Below are 16,264 nucleotides of genomic sequence, written 5' to 3'. Positions count from 1 at the left end.
CGAATATAAATGGGCTGCTGCGCTAATCACGTAGCGGCTTTTTTATTAGCACCGGTTATAACCAGCCCTTGGAGCCCGCTCCTAAATTTATTACCAAATGAAATAAGCATATCCGCGCATTTCAAACCCTCTTTTCATTTTAATAAAAACTAACATTCATCTCATTGAGCTCAATGCATTATAGGCGCATACTTACCAAGCTAACTATTTTATAGTTGCGCTTTGTTGCCCCTTCAAACGCCCCCATCGACGAATAGAGAGACACAAAGCAATCTGCTTGTTTAAACACAATCTTTTGCTTAATCGGTAATTTATGACCTCGGCCCCCCAACTTGTTAACTGGAAAAGAAACTTATTTGTCACTTGGTTAGGCTGCTTTCTCACTGGTGCAGCATTCAGTTTGATCATGCCATTCCTACCACTGTATGTGGAAGAGTTGGGGGTAAGCGGTCACCAGTCATTGAATATGTGGTCGGGCCTGGTATTCAGTATTACTTTCCTGTTTTCAGCGATTGCCGCGCCGTTTTGGGGCAGCCTTGCCGACCGTAAAGGCAGAAAAATCATGCTGTTGCGCTCCGCACTGGGTATGGGGATCGTGATGGTGCTGATGGGCCTGGCGCAAAATATTTGGCAATTTTTGGCCTTACGCGCCCTGTTGGGGCTTTTGGGTGGCTTTATTCCCAATGCCAACGCGCTGATTGCCACACAGGTACCGCGTAACAAAAGCGGCTGGGCATTAGGCACACTGTCAACCGGTGGGGTCAGTGGTGCATTAATTGGGCCATTGATTGGTGGGCTGTTAGCCGATAACTATGGCTTGCGGCCGGTTTTCTTTATCACTGCCGCCGTCTTATTCGCCTGTTTTGCCATGACCTGGCTCTATGTCCGAGAACAGTTTGCCCCAGTTCTGAAAAAAGACATGCTCAATGGGCGTCAGGTTTTTAACTCACTGAAAAATCCTAAGTTAATCCTTAGTTTGTTTGTCACCACTATGATTATTCAGATTGCGACTGGCTCAATTGCACCAATCTTGACACTCTATGTGCGCGAATTGGCGGGTGATATTCATAATCTGGCCTTTGTCAGTGGCATGATTGCTTCAGTCCCTGGGGTTGCAGCGCTGATAAGTGCGCCCCGTTTGGGCAAGCTGGGGGACAAAATTGGGCCAGAGCGCATTTTGATTGCCATGTTGGCATTATCCGTCCTGATTCTTATCCCGATGGCCTTTGTTCAAACCCCATTGCAACTGGGTATTCTGCGCTTTTTATTAGGTGCCACTGATGGCGCATTGTTGCCTGCAGTGCAGACCTTGCTGATTTATAACTGCACCAATCAAGTTGCAGGTCGAATTTTCAGTTATAACCAATCATTCCGCGATGTCGGTAATGTCACTGGCCCGCTATTAGGTGCGGCGGTGTCGGCCAGCTATGGCTTCCGGGCGGTATTTTGCGTAACGGCGGCGGTAGTTGTGTTTAACGCCCTTTATTCTTACTGGTGCTTGCAACGCCAGCCGTTAAAAGCACAGCGCCGCGACATTCAACAGCAAGATAACTGAGTCAAAATAGCGCCGTACAGCCTACCAAAATGCAATTGCGCTGATAGCAGTAGCTATTGTCCTGCATTTTTTCTGACTAATTCTTCATGCAAATAGCGTGATAAAGAGCCAAATAAATCCCCCATTTAAGTTTTAACCGATGGATAAATGCAATCATGTCGACTTTTCATCTAAAAATACGATATAACCCCCGGTGGAAATTAAAAAATGACGTTATTATTGCGTTAAATTCTACTGTAACGGGTGTTAAACCTGACCACTGGCCACCGTGCCAAAAAGTTAACACTCGACGATGGCTTATTCGCTCATTTTAAGGCGATTCTATGGGAAGACTTTATGCAAACCTCTGTTAACACCCCTGGCGGTCGTACATTCTTTGGGCATCCCTACCCGCTCAGCGGGCTGTTTCTTTCCGAAATGTGGGAGCGATTTTCATTCTACGGCATCCGCCCCCTCTTAATTCTGTTTATGGCCGCCACTGTTTTTGACGGCGGTATGGGCCTGCCCCGTGAACAAGCTTCAGCTATCGTCGGGATCTTCGCCGGCAGCATGTATCTGGCCGCTTTGCCCGGCGGCTGGCTGGCGGATAACTGGCTTGGCCAACAACGCGCCGTCTGGTATGGCTCGATTCTGATTGCCTTGGGCCACCTTTCCATTGCCCTCTCGGCCTTTTTCGGTAATGACCTGTTTTTTATCGGTTTAGTCTTTATTGTGCTTGGGACTGGCCTGTTTAAAACCTGTATCTCGGTCATGGTCGGCACCCTCTACAAGCCAGGTGATGCCCGTCGTGACGGTGGTTTCTCACTGTTCTATATGGGGATTAATATGGGGTCGTTTATTGCACCGCTGCTGTCTGGCTGGTTGCTGCGCACCCATGGCTGGCACTGGGGTTTTGGTATCGGCGGGATTGGTATGCTGGTGGCATTAGTAATCTTCCGTGGCTTCGCCATACCGGCGATGAAGCGCTATGATGAGGAGGTTGGTCTGGACTCCAGCTGGAATAAACCCACTAACCAGCGCCAAGGCGTCGGCAAATGGGTAACCGCGATTATGCTGGCAATAGTGGTGGTCATTGCCCTGATTTCACAGGGAATTATCCCGATTAATCCGGTGTTAATTGCCAGTTTGCTGGTCTATGTCATTGCCGCCTCCGTGACACTCTATTTCGTTTATCTGTTTGCTTTTGCCAAAATGAGCCGTAAAGATCGCGCCCGGTTGTTGGTGTGCTTTATTCTGTTGGTCTCCGCGGCATTCTTCTGGTCTGCCTTTGAACAAAAACCGACCTCATTTAACCTGTTTGCCAATGACTATACCGACCGCATGGTGCTGGGTTTTGAAATTCCGACCGTCTGGTTCCAGTCAATTAATGCATTGTTTATCATCCTGTTAGCGCCAGTATTTAGCTGGGCGTGGCCAGCACTGGCCAAGAAAAAGATTCAGCCGAGCAGTATTACAAAATTTGTTATTGGTATTTTATGCGCTGCGGCAGGTTTTGCCGTGATGATGTATGCCGCGCAGCATGTGCTTAGCAGCGGGGGGGCCGGAGTTTCACCGCTGTGGTTGGTGATGAGTATTTTGCTGCTGACATTAGGTGAACTGTGCCTTAGCCCTATCGGGCTGGCGACCATGACCTTGCTGGCACCAGACCGCATGCGCGGTCAGGTCATGGGGCTGTGGTTCTGTGCCAGTTCATTGGGCAATCTGGCGGCGGGCCTGATTGGCGGGCATGTTAAAGCTGACCAGCTTGATATGCTGCCGACCCTGTTTGCGCGCTGCTCTATTGCGCTGGTTATCTGTGCGGCGGTATTGATATTACTTATCGTGCCGATTCGTCGGATGATGAATAACACCCAAGGGCAGCAAGCCGCCTGATTATGGCTGTTTATCTGTATTGATAAGCCCCCGTTCACTTAAGGTGTTTTGAGTGAGCGGGGTTTTATATACTCATTGAACTGGTTGTTATTACATAGAGTCCTGTCGATGAGATGCTTCTTTAGGCAGCTTTACGTTACTATGCCTATTGCTAATAGCAGCATTTTCTTTTTCGCTCTTTTGGTCTGCCGCTAGCTTATTTCGGCGGGATGTATCTACCACTTCCTTAGGCTGATTTTTTACAGTTATTTTTGTTAATTGCTCTTTTAAACCAATCAGTGCAGCCATTTTTTCGCCTTTCATCGCTGAACCCTGTTTATCCAGAGTACTAATCATTGTGTCGATTTTTTGGTTACAATAATTTGCATCGGAGTGATTGATTTGATTGAATGGTCCCAGTGTGGGATTGTTTTTAATTTCCTTCATCAGGCCGGCCAGTGATTTCATATCTGCTTTATGAAAACGATTGTCAGCTTGGGTATGTTTGACGGCAGTAGCAATGGCATTTCTGATACTTGTGGTGTTAAAGCTCGTATTGACTCCTAATAATATTAATCATTAATGGTTTTATTAGGCGTGATAATAGGCCTGCGACCCATAATAATCTTGTATAAATCGATACTAAGCTGGCAGGCTATTTTTTGATCTATGTCTTTCTACCACCTTATAGCCAGCATCTTATTCTATTCATATGGCCCATGTTGGGCATCAATGGGCAGCATAAAAGTATCCACAATCATTGACAGCGGCACATCAATCACAGTGACATATTTCCAAGGCCCAGCGCGCATATCCCATTGCACTCCGGGATAATATTGGTGTCCATGCCCCTGCCCCGCGACAGTTCGGCTGATAATGCTGCCACAACCGGATAGCAGCATAATACCGGCCCCGAGCATAATAATACGGGCCAGAATATTCCTGGAACTTATCAGTTTAACCATGAGCTTCAATCGACTCTTCGTCTTCAGAAAAAAAACGGGCCATTCCTGCACCCGTTTTTTGACCATTGCCGTTATTTCGCCGCGGGAAACGCCTGCGGATTATGCGCCAGTTGACGATAATAGCTGTTCCAGACGCGATACTGCTCCGGCTGCTGCCACACTTGCTGGTGCAGACGAGAGATCAACACAGGGTCGCTGAGCAGTTCCAAACGCCGCAATTTAGCCAATTTCTCTGGCCCGGCTTGCAGTGCATCTTGCACCCGCTGGTGACGATACTCATCAATAATGGCGCGAGTATGATGACGGGCGGTTGCCATGGCACTGGCAAGCGCGTTATAGGCAGGGTTCATCACCGCATGTAAGAAGCCATCACTCAGCGCCCGCTGATGGTTAAGCTGCACATATTCTTGTGTCGCGACCAATTCCCGTGGTGGATGATACTCTTCCGGGATCAGGAACAACTTAGCGCGCTTACTGGCCAGCCCCAGAGTCCGACGGCTAGAGAGCACCGAGACCACCGGAGAAAGAATCAGCGAGAAGACAATGGGCGATAACCACCACAAAAAGCGCAGATCCAGCCATGCAACCCCGCCGGCCCAGACCAGCCCCAGCAGCAATTGCGGGCCGTGGCGCACCATAGCTTCACTCCATGGCGTGGCATCATCATCGCGCTGCGGGGAGTTCCATTGCACTGACCAGCCGAGGAAAGCACTGACCACGAACACGGTGTGAAATAGCATCCGCACCGGAGCCAATAACACTGAAAACAGCATTTCCGACAGCATTGACAGCAACAAACGCACCGCCCCACCGAACTCTTTCGCCCCTTTGGCCCAGATCAAAATGATACTGAGTAACTTAGGCAAGAACAGCAATACCAAGGTGGTGGAGAACAAGCCAATCGCCAATTCCGGCCGCCATTGCGGCCATACTGGGAACAACTGGCGCGGTTGTAAAAAGTACTGCGGTTCTATCAAGGTGTGCACGGCTTGTAGTGCGGTGCACAGCACCAAGAACATAAACCACAGCGGTGCTGACAAATAAGACATCACGCCGGTAAGAAACACCGCTCGGTGCACCGGGTGCATCCCCTTAACCAAGAACAACCTAAAATTCATCAGGTTACCATGGCACCAGCGGCGGTCACGTTTTAACTCATCGAGTAAGTTAGGGGGCAATTCTTCATAGCTGCCCGGCAAATCATACGCAATCCACACCCCCCAGCCGGCACGGCGCATTAATGCGGCTTCCACAAAATCATGAGAGAGGATCGCGCCCGCGAATGAGCCCTCGCCCGGTAATGGTGCTAAAGCGCAATGCTCAATAAAGGGTTTTACCCGAATGATGGCGTTATGGCCCCAATAATGGGATTCACCCAGTTGCCAGTAATGCAACCCGGCCGTGAACAATGGGCCATAAACCCGGGTCGCAAATTGCTGAATGCGGGCATACAGCGTATCCATCCCCGATGCTTTCGGCGCAGACTGAATTATCCCGGCATTCGGATTAGCTTCCATTAGCCGCACCAGCCCGGTCAAGCAGCCACCGCTCATCACGCTGTCGGCATCCAGAATGACCATATAGCTGTACTGGCTGCCCCAACGGCGGCAGAAGTCATCGATATTACCACTTTTGCGTTTCACCCGCCGACGGCGGCGGCGATAGAAAATGCGGCCATGACCATCCACATCACGGCACAATTCCAACCAGGCTTTCTGCTCTGCCACGCAGATATCGGGGTCATAACTGTCGCTCAGCACATAAATATCAAAGTGCTCGAGTTGCCCCGTCGCCGCCACTGACTCGTAAGTTGCCCGTAAGCCGGCAAATACCCGCTCTACGTCCTCATTACAAATCGGCATAATCAGCGCGGTCCGGTGGGCTGGATTTAACGCCTCATCCCCTTTGATGGTGGAGGAAATGCTGTATTTATCCTTACCTATCAGTAATTGCAGGAACCCCATCAGCGCCGTCCAAAAACCGGCGGAGACCCAGCAGAACAAAATAGCGAACAGAATCAGAATGCCGGTTTGCAGTAAATAAGGTAGCAGTTGCAGCAGCGAAACCTGCCAGTTCTGCTGCCAGATTTCAAACGGGTCAATTAGTGCCCAGCCCTGATAAGGCAGAATGGTCTTCATATAGCTGGTGGCGATAGTGGTTTGCAGCACAATCAGTATCAGCAAAATATAGCGGCGTAGCGAACCTACGCGACGCCATTTTTTCTCAGCGGCAGCCTCTTCATGTGTTTGCGCACGTGAAACCGGGCTGCGGCCCAGTAATGAATCCCAAAAACGCCCCACCGGGTTAGTACGCCAGGCCTGCGGTGCCATGCTGGTGCGCTTGATGGGCGGCATAGCATGAATAACCGTGCGCCCCTCGTCATCTTGCGCCAGCAGTTTGCCATCATCCAATGCATCGGGCCATGCCGCTTGCAAGCGGGCATTGACTGAAGCTAAGGCACTGTCTTGCTCGCTGACTCCCCCATGCCCTGAAGTGCTGGCGGCCAGCTGCTGGTGCAGGCGCGGGATGGCATCAGACGAGCTGCTCAACAGCACATCTTCAGGTAAAGCATCACGTAACGCCCCTTGCTGCTGTGCAGTCAGGGGCAAGTCCGCAATATAATCCTGTACAGGAGATTGATTTGACTTATTCATCGGCAGGTAGCTGATAGCTCCATGTTTCCGTTAGGGTTTTATCACCATTAACCAGCGCAGCGCGCATTTCTATCGGTTTCTTCGCATCCTTAACTTTCAGCCGCAGTGTTAAGCGCCATCCCTGAGTCACAGGGTTATAACGGACACTGTTTTCAATCAACTCGCCATTGTCATCAACACTGACCTGCGAGGCCAGTGGCGCATTCTCATCCAGTGATTTCAGCACTGGGCCAACAAAATCAACCAGGAAGGCGACACTGCCGTCTGGTTCACGAATCAGATTGGACTGTTTCACATCACCGGTCGAGCGCAAAGTTTGTTTCACATAGGCCACATCAGATGAGTGCAATTTCTCTTCATCACGAGTGAAATGCAGGCGGTAATTGAGATCCAAGGAGTGCTTCGCATCCGGTAACACGTCAGGTGTCCAGAACGCCACAATGTTATCGTTGGTTTCATCTGCGGTTGGAATTTCGACCAACTCCACTTTACCTTTGCCCCAATCGCCTCGTGGTTCAACCCAAGCACTCGGACGCAAATCATAGCGGTCATCTAAATCCTCATATTGCGAGAATTGACGGCCACGTTGCAGCAAACCGAATCCTTTCGGATTTTCAACCGTATAAGTGCTGACCGATAAGTGTTTTGGATTATTCAGTGGCCGCCAAATCCACTCATCATTGCCTGCATGAATAGAAAGGCCATTGGAATCATGCAGAGCCGGGCGATAGTTCAACACCGCCGACGGCTGACTTGGGCCAAACAAGAACATACTGGTTAATGGCGCAATACCCAGTTTCTCGACTTTATCGCGCAGGAAAACTTTGGCTTGCACATCAATTGTGGTGTCGCGGCCTGGATAGATAACAAATTTATAAGCGCCAGTGGCTCGCGGAGAATCCAGCAATGCATAGATAACTAAATGTTTATCATTAGGTTTTGGTCGTTCAATCCAGAATTCACGAAAACGTGGGAACTCTTCACCTGAAGCCAATGCCGTATCAATTGCCAACCCGCGCGCAGAAAGGCCATAAACCTGGCCTTTGCCAATCACGCGGAAATAACTGGCCCCCAGCATACTGACGATTTCATCTTTTTTATCTGCTTTGTTAATTGGATAAAGCACTTTGAAACCGGCAAAACCTAAGTCCTTCACTGATTCAGGGTCATGCTTGACCGAGCCGAAGTTAAAATAATCCGGGCTATAATTAATAGGTTTCACACTAGTCGCAGTCACTTCATTAATTTGCACCGGTGTGTCGAAGTACATACCTTGATGATAAAATTCTAACTTAAATGGTGTATCCAGTTTGTTCCAATAAGATTTGTCATGGTTAAACTGAATTTGCTGGTAGTCGGCAAATTTCATTTCACGAAATTGCGATGGAAGATTACTTTTCGGCGCTGCGAAACTTTTTCCCGCCAGAGCCTGCGCCTGCTTAGCCACATCATCTAGCGAGAAAGCCATGACCGGTGAAGTAAATAATGACAGCAAGAGAGTGACTCCCAGCCATCTAACGCTATTGACGCGTAACCCTTTTGACATTCTATTGACGTTCGACAAAATATTAACTCCCACATCTCCCCCCAAAATCACAATGGCCAAATGATTGACGGTTTATCCAGCAGGTCAAGCAGATAAATCCCGGTTATTGTTATGCCCGGAATGGCACTGCCTGCCATTGTTTAAACCCATGGCTAAACCACAAACCTAGCTAAAACACGCTATGGAAAATTATTAACCCTTATAGTAGTGTTTCTTGTCGCGCTGATCCATTGATAACGTATATAGTTACCAATGAATAATTACTATAAATAAAGATCCTGGCCCAAATCGGATTCGTTATTCTAATTCCGATAACAAACAGCGAATAAGTATGAAAAAAAACACTAACCAGCGGGAGTACTTTTTAGACGCCATCCGCGCCTATTTGATGTTACTCGGCATTCCTTTTCATCTTTCTCTTATATACTCCAGCAATCATTGGGCGGTGAATAGCGCCCATCCTTTATGGGTGTTTACCGTATTGAATGATTTTATTCATGCTTTTCGCATGCAAGTATTCTTTGTTATTTCCGGTTATTTTTCGTTCATGTTATATCAGCGTTATGAGCGCCAGCGCTGGCTGCAGGTTCGTCTGGAGCGGGTGGTTATCCCATTAATTACCGCTATCCCCCTCATTACATTGCCACAGTTTTTCTTACTTAAGTATTACACCAACAAATTACAAGATTGGAATTCATTTACAATTTATCAAAAAATAAATATTGCTATTTGGGAAGTTGTTTCGCACTTATGGTTTTTGTTAACACTCGCATTACTGACCGGTATCTGTTTTTATCTGTTCCAGACAATGAAGAATAAACAGCACGCAATTCCTGCCTTGATAAAGAGAATGAATAATATAGGAAAAGTCTCACTATCATTGTTTCTATATGTATTCATTTATTCAGTAATACGGCGCATAATATATCTTCTTAACCCCGAAATACTCTTTAACAGTGTGTTTAATTTCTTTGTTATGGAAACCGTGTTTTATCTGCCATTCTTTCTTTTAGGCGCTTACAGTTTTATCTCCCCCCCACTCAAACAGATTTTCCTCACCTTTTCGCCCGGTGCATTGCTCGCTTCAATCCTGTTATTTGGTGTTTATTATTTAAACCAACACACTAATACTGCTGAGTTTTTTTCCTTTGAATTGGACCTTATTATCAAGGCAGTCATGGGCGTGACCATGACCAATGTGGTCTATTCTCTTGGCCACCGGTTACTGAACTACCCTTCCCCACGCATCAATTACTTGGTGAATGCCTCTCTTTTCATCTATCTGGTTCATCATCCATTAACCTTGATTTATGGTGCATTCGTGACGCCAAAAATTGACAACAACGGCCTGGGTTTCATACTAGGAATGGTCTTTGTATGCTTGGCTTCATTTCTGTTGTATGAGGTGCACCGCCGTATTCCTTTGCTGAAATTCTTATTTTCTGGCAAGACGCAGCAGCAAACGGCGTAATCAAAGTGTTATTCAATGGAATAATGTTATTGCTAAGTGATCGACTTATCCGCGTACCGCCTTGGTCATAAAACCGCTACACTGTTAGGCCATCATGTGGATGCGGGATGGCAAATGCCTCACTGTGCGCTCTGCTTTCAGAGCAATTATCCTGTTGATTCCTTATCAGGATTTGTTTCACTTGCAGTGACAACAAAAAGAGGAATTGTGATGAGTAAACAAGAAAATTTTGAGAAAAATCCCACATTTGATACTGCGCCAACTATTGAGTTCTGTACCTTGCTTACTTTGGTAAGCCGCCTTAGCGGTGCGCTGGATAGCGCGATAACTGGCAAAGACCGCAGTGTATTAGTTAATGAACTTTCACAACTTACTGTCGAAAACCTTCCTGAGCAGGAAAAATCAGTGACGTCTGAAGCCTTGAAAAGAGCTTTAGAGACACTAAAACGCGACTAGTTTTATTATCCAACGCTCACCCTTGATTCCCCTCTGGGCGATTAAAGGTGAGCGACCTGATATCCCACCGCTGCTACCTTTGCTGAACACGACAACGTTTGCATGAGAAATAGCCGCTAAATATTCTTATTTAACACATTGAATTGGGTCATATCTTCCCATCAACCCCTTAAAATCTGTGTATAATAATTCTCCTCACCCCTCATTAATTTATGTTTTATCGCAGGAGACCTCCCACATTGGACGCCATCACTATTAACAGCCTTTTTTTAATTGGCGCAGTGCTGGTAGGAGCCAGTATTTTACTGAGTTCACTCTCTTCTCGCTTGGGCATCCCCATCTTGGTTATCTTTTTGGCCATTGGGATGCTAGCAGGCACCGACGGTATCGGTGGGATTGCTTTCGATAATTATCCAGTCGCGTATCTGGTCAGTAACTTGGCATTAGCCGTTATTCTATTAGATGGCGGTATGCGCACCCGCGCCTCCTCTTTCCGCGTGGCATTGTGGCCAGCCCTGTCATTGGCAACCGTCGGGGTGTTGATTACTGCCGGCCTGACAGGAATGGCTGCCGCCTGGCTATTTGATTTAGATATTATTCAAGGCTTACTAATTGGCGCGATTATAGGCTCAACCGATGCAGCGGCGGTCTTCTCGCTATTAGGAGGGAAAGGCCTCAACGAACGTGTCAGCGCCACTTTGGAGATAGAGTCGGGCAGTAATGATCCCATGGCCGTATTCTTGACCATTACCTTAATTTCCATGATTTCAGCCGGTGAAACCAGCCTAAGCTGGATGTTTTTAGTCCATCTTATTCAACAATTTGGTTTGGGTATTTTCATCGGGCTGGGCGGTGGCGGGTTATTATTGTTGCTTATCAACCGGATAGAGTTACCCAGTGGCTTATACCCATTATTGGCGGTCAGCGGTGGGATTTTAGTGTTTTCACTCACTACCGCGATGAACGGTAGCGGGATTTTGGCGGTCTATCTCTGCGGCTTGCTACTGGGCAACCGCCCTATTCGCAACCGCTCGGGGATTTTGCAGACTTTCGATGGGTTGGCGTGGCTGAGTCAAATCGGGATGTTCCTGGTATTGGGGCTGTTACTTAACCCAAGTCAGCTGCTGCCCATTGCGATTCCAGCATTAATTCTCTCATTGTGGATGATTTTGTTCGCTCGCCCTCTGTCGGTATTCATCGGTTTACTGCCATTCCCAAGTTTTAATTTGCGCGAGCGCATCTTTATTTCATGGGTCGGTTTGCGCGGCGCCGTGCCGGTTATTCTGGCGGTATTCCCGATGATGGCGGGTATACCCAACGCGAATTTGTTCTTCAATGTGGCCTTTTTTGTCGTGTTGGTTTCACTGCTGCTACAGGGCACCAGTTTGTCATTTGCTGCGCGCAAAACCAAACTGGTGGTGCCACCCGCCTTGGCACCGGTGGCCCGCATCGGTTTAGATATTGATAAGAATAACCAGTGGGAGCAATTTATTTACCAGCTCAGCTCCGATAAATGGTGCATCGGCGCGGCATTACGTGATTTGGAAATGCCCAAGGAAACCCGTATCGCGGCCCTATTTCGTGGCAAAGACTTGCTACACCCCAGCGGTAATACGCGCCTGAAAGAAGGCGATATTTTGTGTGTTATTGGTCAAGAACATGACTTACCCGCACTCGGGAAACTGTTCAGTCAGTCACCCAGCATTCAACTGGATGAACGTTTCTTTGGTGACTTTATTCTTGATGCCGATGCAAAACTTCACGATATTTCGCAGATTTATGGTCTCAATCTGGAACCGGGGGTTGATAAACAACAAACATTGGGCCAATTCGTGCTCTATCTGTTTGGCGGTGAGCCGGTAATTGGTGACCAGATTGAGTGGGATGGGCTGACGTGGACAATTGCAGAAATGGAATCTGACCGTGTGAGCCGGGTCGGGGTCAAAATAGTGACGGATAAAGCCTAAATACCGTGAGAACAACAACGGGACTTAACGTCCCGTTAATCCGAGAGATTGGTAGGCAAGGTAATCTGAGTAATAAAGTGTGGCGCTGAAATAATCGGTGGCACGAGGCCAAACGTTCTACTTAAGACGCACTGCTCGGTTTTATTCGATTAACTAATATAATTCCTACACAGACCAGCATTAACGCCAAGGCATTCTTCCATTCCAAAATACTTTCATTCAGGAAAATAGCGGACAAAACCGCACCAGAGACGGGAATAAGGAAATTGAATGGGGCCACCATACCAACCCGATTATATTTGAGCAATAAACTCCATAATGCAAAAGCCGCTGATGACAACAGCACCAGATAGGCCAGTAGCAATAAAGCTCGCCCGCCAAAATCACTCAAATGGCCGCCAAACAGATAACCGCCCACAGTTAAAACTAAACCACCGATGGCTAACTGATAGCCAGTCATCACTGTGGTATCCATTGTTTGTGAAATACGCTTACCATAAATACTGGCAGCAGACAGAATAAAAGCCGCCAATACAACACAGCCCTCACCCATCAGTGAGAAATTAAAGTCCATCAAATCAGAGCCGAAATTCACGACCATCACACCGACAAATCCCAGGATGCACCCCATGATTTTATTAAATGTCAGGCGGTCGTTTTTATAAATATAATGTGCTAACAGCACACTGAAAAACGTGCCGGTGGCATTCATGATGGAACCTTTAACGCCGGTGGTATACGCCAGACCAATATAGAAAAAAACGTACTGCAAGGTGGTCTGTGTTAACCCTAAAATAGCAATCTGCTGATACTGCCCTCTCTTCAGGCGGCCAATTGCCTTACCACTGGCTACGGCAAAAAGCAGCAATACCACCCCTGCCAATAAAAAACGATAACCTGCAAACACCATTTTGCTCGGAATATCATCGGCGGCAATATGAAATAGCGCATAGCCATTTTTTATCGCGGGATAGGCACTGCCCCATAGAAGGCAACAAAACGTCGCCACGAGGAAAACAAATTTTTTATTTGTAAAAAGCGGAGGACTCCGGTCCACGTCAACATCCTATTCAGTCATGAAATGAAACATTGTTTCGTTATAACCATTTATTGTATAAAAATCCTGACTAATGTCACTTTTCTCCTAAAAAGTTTTAGACAACCCTATTTCTCTCGACCTATAGCGCATTTTGAGTCAAAATCACCAGCGACTCACATTTCTGGCTGCGTAATAAACGTACAATGGCTAAACTCTTTATTTGCTATTTACGCCCGTGTTTAGTTTCGTTCAATGTTTGCACTAACCGCTAGAGATCGTGTACGATGTTGTTTTCATTAAATAACTTTGGTTTTTATTATGTTAAAACTCTTTAACGTAAATTTTAATAATATGCCTGAAAGGAAGTTAGACGAGATCTTCTCACTTAGAAAAATAACGTTTAAAGATCGCTTAGATTGGAAAGTGACCTGTATCGATGGCAAGGAAAGTGACCAATATGATGATGAAAATACCAATTATATATTGGGAACAATAGACGACACAATTGTTTGCAGTGTTCGCTTTATTGATATGAAATATCCAACCATGATTACTGGGCCATTTGCTCCTTACTTCTCTGATGTAGATTTGCCTATTGACGGTTTTATTGAGTCCAGCCGATTTTTTGTTGAGAAAACATTAGCAAGAGATATGGTAGGTAATAATAGTTCTCTGAGTACGATACTATTTCTAGCAATGGTAAATTACGCCATATATCGTGGGCACAAAGGAATTCTGACCGTTGTAAGCAGAGGGATGTTTACACTACTGAAACGTTCTGGATGGAGTATTACAGTATTGAACCAAGGTGAATCAGAGAAAAATGAAGTTATTTATCTTTTGCATTTGGGCGTTGATACAGACAGCCAGAAAAAACTTATAAATAAAATCATGAAAATACATCAGATTGAGCTAGGCACCCTCGAAACTTGGCCAATGATTGTGCCAGGTATCATTAAATAGGCTTAATTAACTTCAATTCAATGCCAAGCCTTATTGCGTGCTTGGCATTTAAAACACCTAACTTCCTCACAACATTGCCAATATGGAATTTAACTGTACTTCTTTTTATCCCCAATATAATTGAAATTTCAGCATACGTTTTACCCATACTGGCCCAGTATAAAATTTCGTTTTCCCGTGGGGAGAATATATCTCTCTCTATTTTCAGATTCCGCTTTTCATTTTTATCGCTATTACGCTGGTAAAGACCTAACATCTTCTCGTGGGTGAGGATAAGTAGCATTTGAATTTTTTCTTTATTGATTTCAATGCTCTCATCAAAAGAGATACTATCATCACTTCCATTGGAAATGTTTAGGGTTGCCATATTATAGCTATTATCGTGCAACACGAAAGTGTAGCCATTAACAATGTTATATTCTCGCGCCAACTTAAATACTGCGGAGTCTGTTGATTTCTTATTAATAACAGAATTATCGTCCCATGCAAAGGGCGCAACTTTATCTTTTGCCGTCAAAATGACAGGATCAATAAGATGATAACTGTTCTTCTTATATTTTTTCACCCAACCCTGAGGATAGTTAGAGATAATAGTCGGATGCAATGGAGTTTTCTTATTCATCACTAAATAAGAATAACGAAGGTCACCATAGGATTTTATTCTACGTTGAATATAATTCTTTATATCTTCATTAATACTTTCATTATCAAAATAATCAATTATCATAATAAACCAATTTCACACTATGTATAATGTAACAATACAATTTTATCACATTGTTTTCAATAAGAAATTCGGTATAAAGCACCCATGCAGATATTCCTAATATAGAATGCACTGACCTTATGAGAACAAACCTGTACTAAAGTATAGTTTTGAAAACTGTACCTAAGGCTAGCTATTATTATACCCCCATGTTAATTAAACTGTTTTTGCTTCGCAGGATTAGCTTTAAATATAATAGAACTAGTATCTTAGCGTACTGCCGTTAAGAAAGTTAGTCTGAAAAGAATATATTTCCGCCAACACCAGGGCTCTCTTCATTTACCACGAACTCGTTTTACCCTGCCATCTGGATGTCTTTACATTCAGATGGCCACAAAATCCGATCCTATAGACCCCATCCAATGAATACTTTTGCTGCTCGTCCTTATTGACTGAATAAGCTGCACCCGCCAACCCTGACGATTTTATCAGCATATCCCACTACTTTGTTGTTACCTTCAATGCCAATAATCCCATGGCAGGGCTTGTTTGAGCACTAATTGTGCTAAAAGTGAAAAAAAATATCCTTCCAGGACATATAAACATTAAACATATTAATGTAATTTTGATAAACTTGACTTAAGTCATGTCCGTAACCTAAATTAATCGTATGATAAATAAACGGTTATAATGTTTCCCTGGTGTTGGCCGATTTGGCATCCCTTACCAAATGAGATTGGTAAGGGTTTTTTTTGCCCGTCATTTGGCCCCCTACTGTTTCTAGGGGATTATTGCGCGACTTGGGTAAAGGAATGACACGGATAATCCCGGTGTGGCCCTGTCGGGATGCACTCTCAAGTAACAGCACAAAATCCCCATAGCGCGGTGTAATTAGGGCTATGATTTGTCATCGTTCAACAGTGAGAAAAGCGGAATTGGTAATGAATTTTGCGGGATATTTATTTGGCAAGTGATTGCATGAACTGACTAAGAGAAGATGGCGGAGGAGGAGAGATTCGAACTCTCGAACGGTTTCCCGTCGACGGTTTTCAAGACCGTTGCCTTCAGCCACTCGGCCACCCCTCCGCAAC

At 45.8% G+C, this 16,264-nt stretch carries 12 protein-coding genes and 1 tRNA gene; 6 read left to right on the top strand and 7 right to left on the bottom strand.

Annotated features, from left to right (window positions below; translation table 11 throughout):
* The first annotated feature begins 313 nt into the window (after positions 1–313).
* Together mdtG and D5F51_RS06355 are read left to right on the top strand one after the other, a co-directional pair.
* Entirely contained in the window at positions 314–1,555 is a 1,242-nt protein-coding gene (gene mdtG, locus D5F51_RS06360) for a multidrug efflux MFS transporter MdtG (protein WP_129195917.1), read from the top strand.
* Between the two features lie 336 nt (positions 1,556–1,891).
* Complete coding sequence (locus tag D5F51_RS06355) at positions 1,892–3,427, top strand: peptide MFS transporter (protein WP_129195916.1); 1,536 nt, start codon at positions 1,892–1,894, stop codon at positions 3,425–3,427.
* Positions 3,428–3,517: 90 nt separating this feature from the next.
* Here the strand turns inward: D5F51_RS06355 and D5F51_RS06350 are convergent, their stop codons facing one another.
* The 4 genes from D5F51_RS06350 to D5F51_RS06335 all read right to left on the bottom strand — a co-directional run bounded on the left by D5F51_RS06350 (position 3,518) and on the right by D5F51_RS06335 (position 8,571).
* Positions 3,518–3,874 (bottom strand): hypothetical protein, encoded by a 357-nt coding sequence (locus tag D5F51_RS06350; protein ID WP_129195915.1) that lies wholly within the window; start codon positions 3,872–3,874, stop codon positions 3,518–3,520.
* A gap of 236 nt (positions 3,875–4,110) precedes the next feature.
* Positions 4,111–4,371: a YceK/YidQ family lipoprotein gene (locus D5F51_RS06345; protein WP_087769443.1), complete on the bottom strand. Its 261-nt coding sequence runs from the start codon at positions 4,369–4,371 to the stop codon at positions 4,111–4,113.
* 71 nt (positions 4,372–4,442) lie between these two features.
* A complete protein-coding gene (gene mdoH, locus D5F51_RS06340) occupies positions 4,443–7,025 on the bottom strand; it encodes a glucans biosynthesis glucosyltransferase MdoH (RefSeq protein WP_129195914.1) in 2,583 nt (860 codons plus the stop codon).
* Entirely contained in the window at positions 7,018–8,571 is a 1,554-nt protein-coding gene (locus tag D5F51_RS06335) for a glucan biosynthesis protein G (protein ID WP_129199223.1), read from the bottom strand. Before D5F51_RS06335 ends, mdoH begins: the two co-directional genes overlap by 8 nt.
* A gap of 331 nt (positions 8,572–8,902) precedes the next feature.
* On the opposite strand from D5F51_RS06335, the gene mdoC reads away from it, so the two are divergent.
* From mdoC to D5F51_RS06320, 3 genes are all read left to right on the top strand, one after another.
* On the top strand, positions 8,903–10,042 hold the full coding sequence (gene mdoC, locus D5F51_RS06330; protein WP_129195913.1) for a glucans biosynthesis protein MdoC: 1,140 nt from the start codon (positions 8,903–8,905) through the stop codon (positions 10,040–10,042).
* Between the two features lie 210 nt (positions 10,043–10,252).
* Positions 10,253–10,498 carry a hypothetical protein gene (locus D5F51_RS06325; RefSeq protein WP_162301702.1) on the top strand — a complete coding sequence of 82 codons (246 nt, stop codon included), beginning with the start codon at positions 10,253–10,255 and terminating at the stop codon, positions 10,496–10,498.
* A gap of 239 nt (positions 10,499–10,737) precedes the next feature.
* Positions 10,738–12,465: a potassium/proton antiporter gene (locus tag D5F51_RS06320; protein WP_025378723.1), complete on the top strand. Its 1,728-nt coding sequence runs from the start codon at positions 10,738–10,740 to the stop codon at positions 12,463–12,465.
* Positions 12,466–12,586: 121 nt separating this feature from the next.
* On the opposite strand, the gene D5F51_RS06315 is transcribed toward D5F51_RS06320, so the two are convergent.
* The gene (locus D5F51_RS06315; RefSeq protein ID WP_129195912.1) at positions 12,587–13,522 is read right to left on the bottom strand and encodes a DMT family transporter; all 936 of its coding nucleotides are present in this window, start codon (positions 13,520–13,522) and stop codon (positions 12,587–12,589) included.
* 300 nt (positions 13,523–13,822) lie between these two features.
* Here D5F51_RS06315 and D5F51_RS06310 point away from each other — a divergent pair, with 300 nt between their 5' ends.
* Positions 13,823–14,467 carry an acyl-homoserine-lactone synthase gene (locus D5F51_RS06310; RefSeq protein ID WP_162301701.1) on the top strand — a complete coding sequence of 215 codons (645 nt, stop codon included), beginning with the start codon at positions 13,823–13,825 and terminating at the stop codon, positions 14,465–14,467.
* Here the strand turns inward: D5F51_RS06310 and yenR are convergent.
* Complete coding sequence (gene yenR / locus D5F51_RS06305) at positions 14,460–15,194, bottom strand: LuxR family transcriptional regulator YenR (RefSeq protein ID WP_129195910.1); 735 nt, start codon at positions 15,192–15,194, stop codon at positions 14,460–14,462. The two genes, D5F51_RS06310 and yenR, sit on opposite strands and share 8 nt — an antisense overlap.
* A 977-nt stretch (positions 15,195–16,171) precedes the next feature.
* Positions 16,172–16,259 (bottom strand) — tRNA-Ser (locus D5F51_RS06300).
* Positions 16,260–16,264 lie beyond the last annotated feature (5 nt).

The organism is Yersinia hibernica (assembly GCF_004124235.1).
Lineage (GTDB): Bacteria > Pseudomonadota > Gammaproteobacteria > Enterobacterales > Enterobacteriaceae > Yersinia > Yersinia hibernica.
Note: the sequence above shows the minus strand (reverse complement) of the source record. Positions and strands in the feature narration are given on the sequence as shown.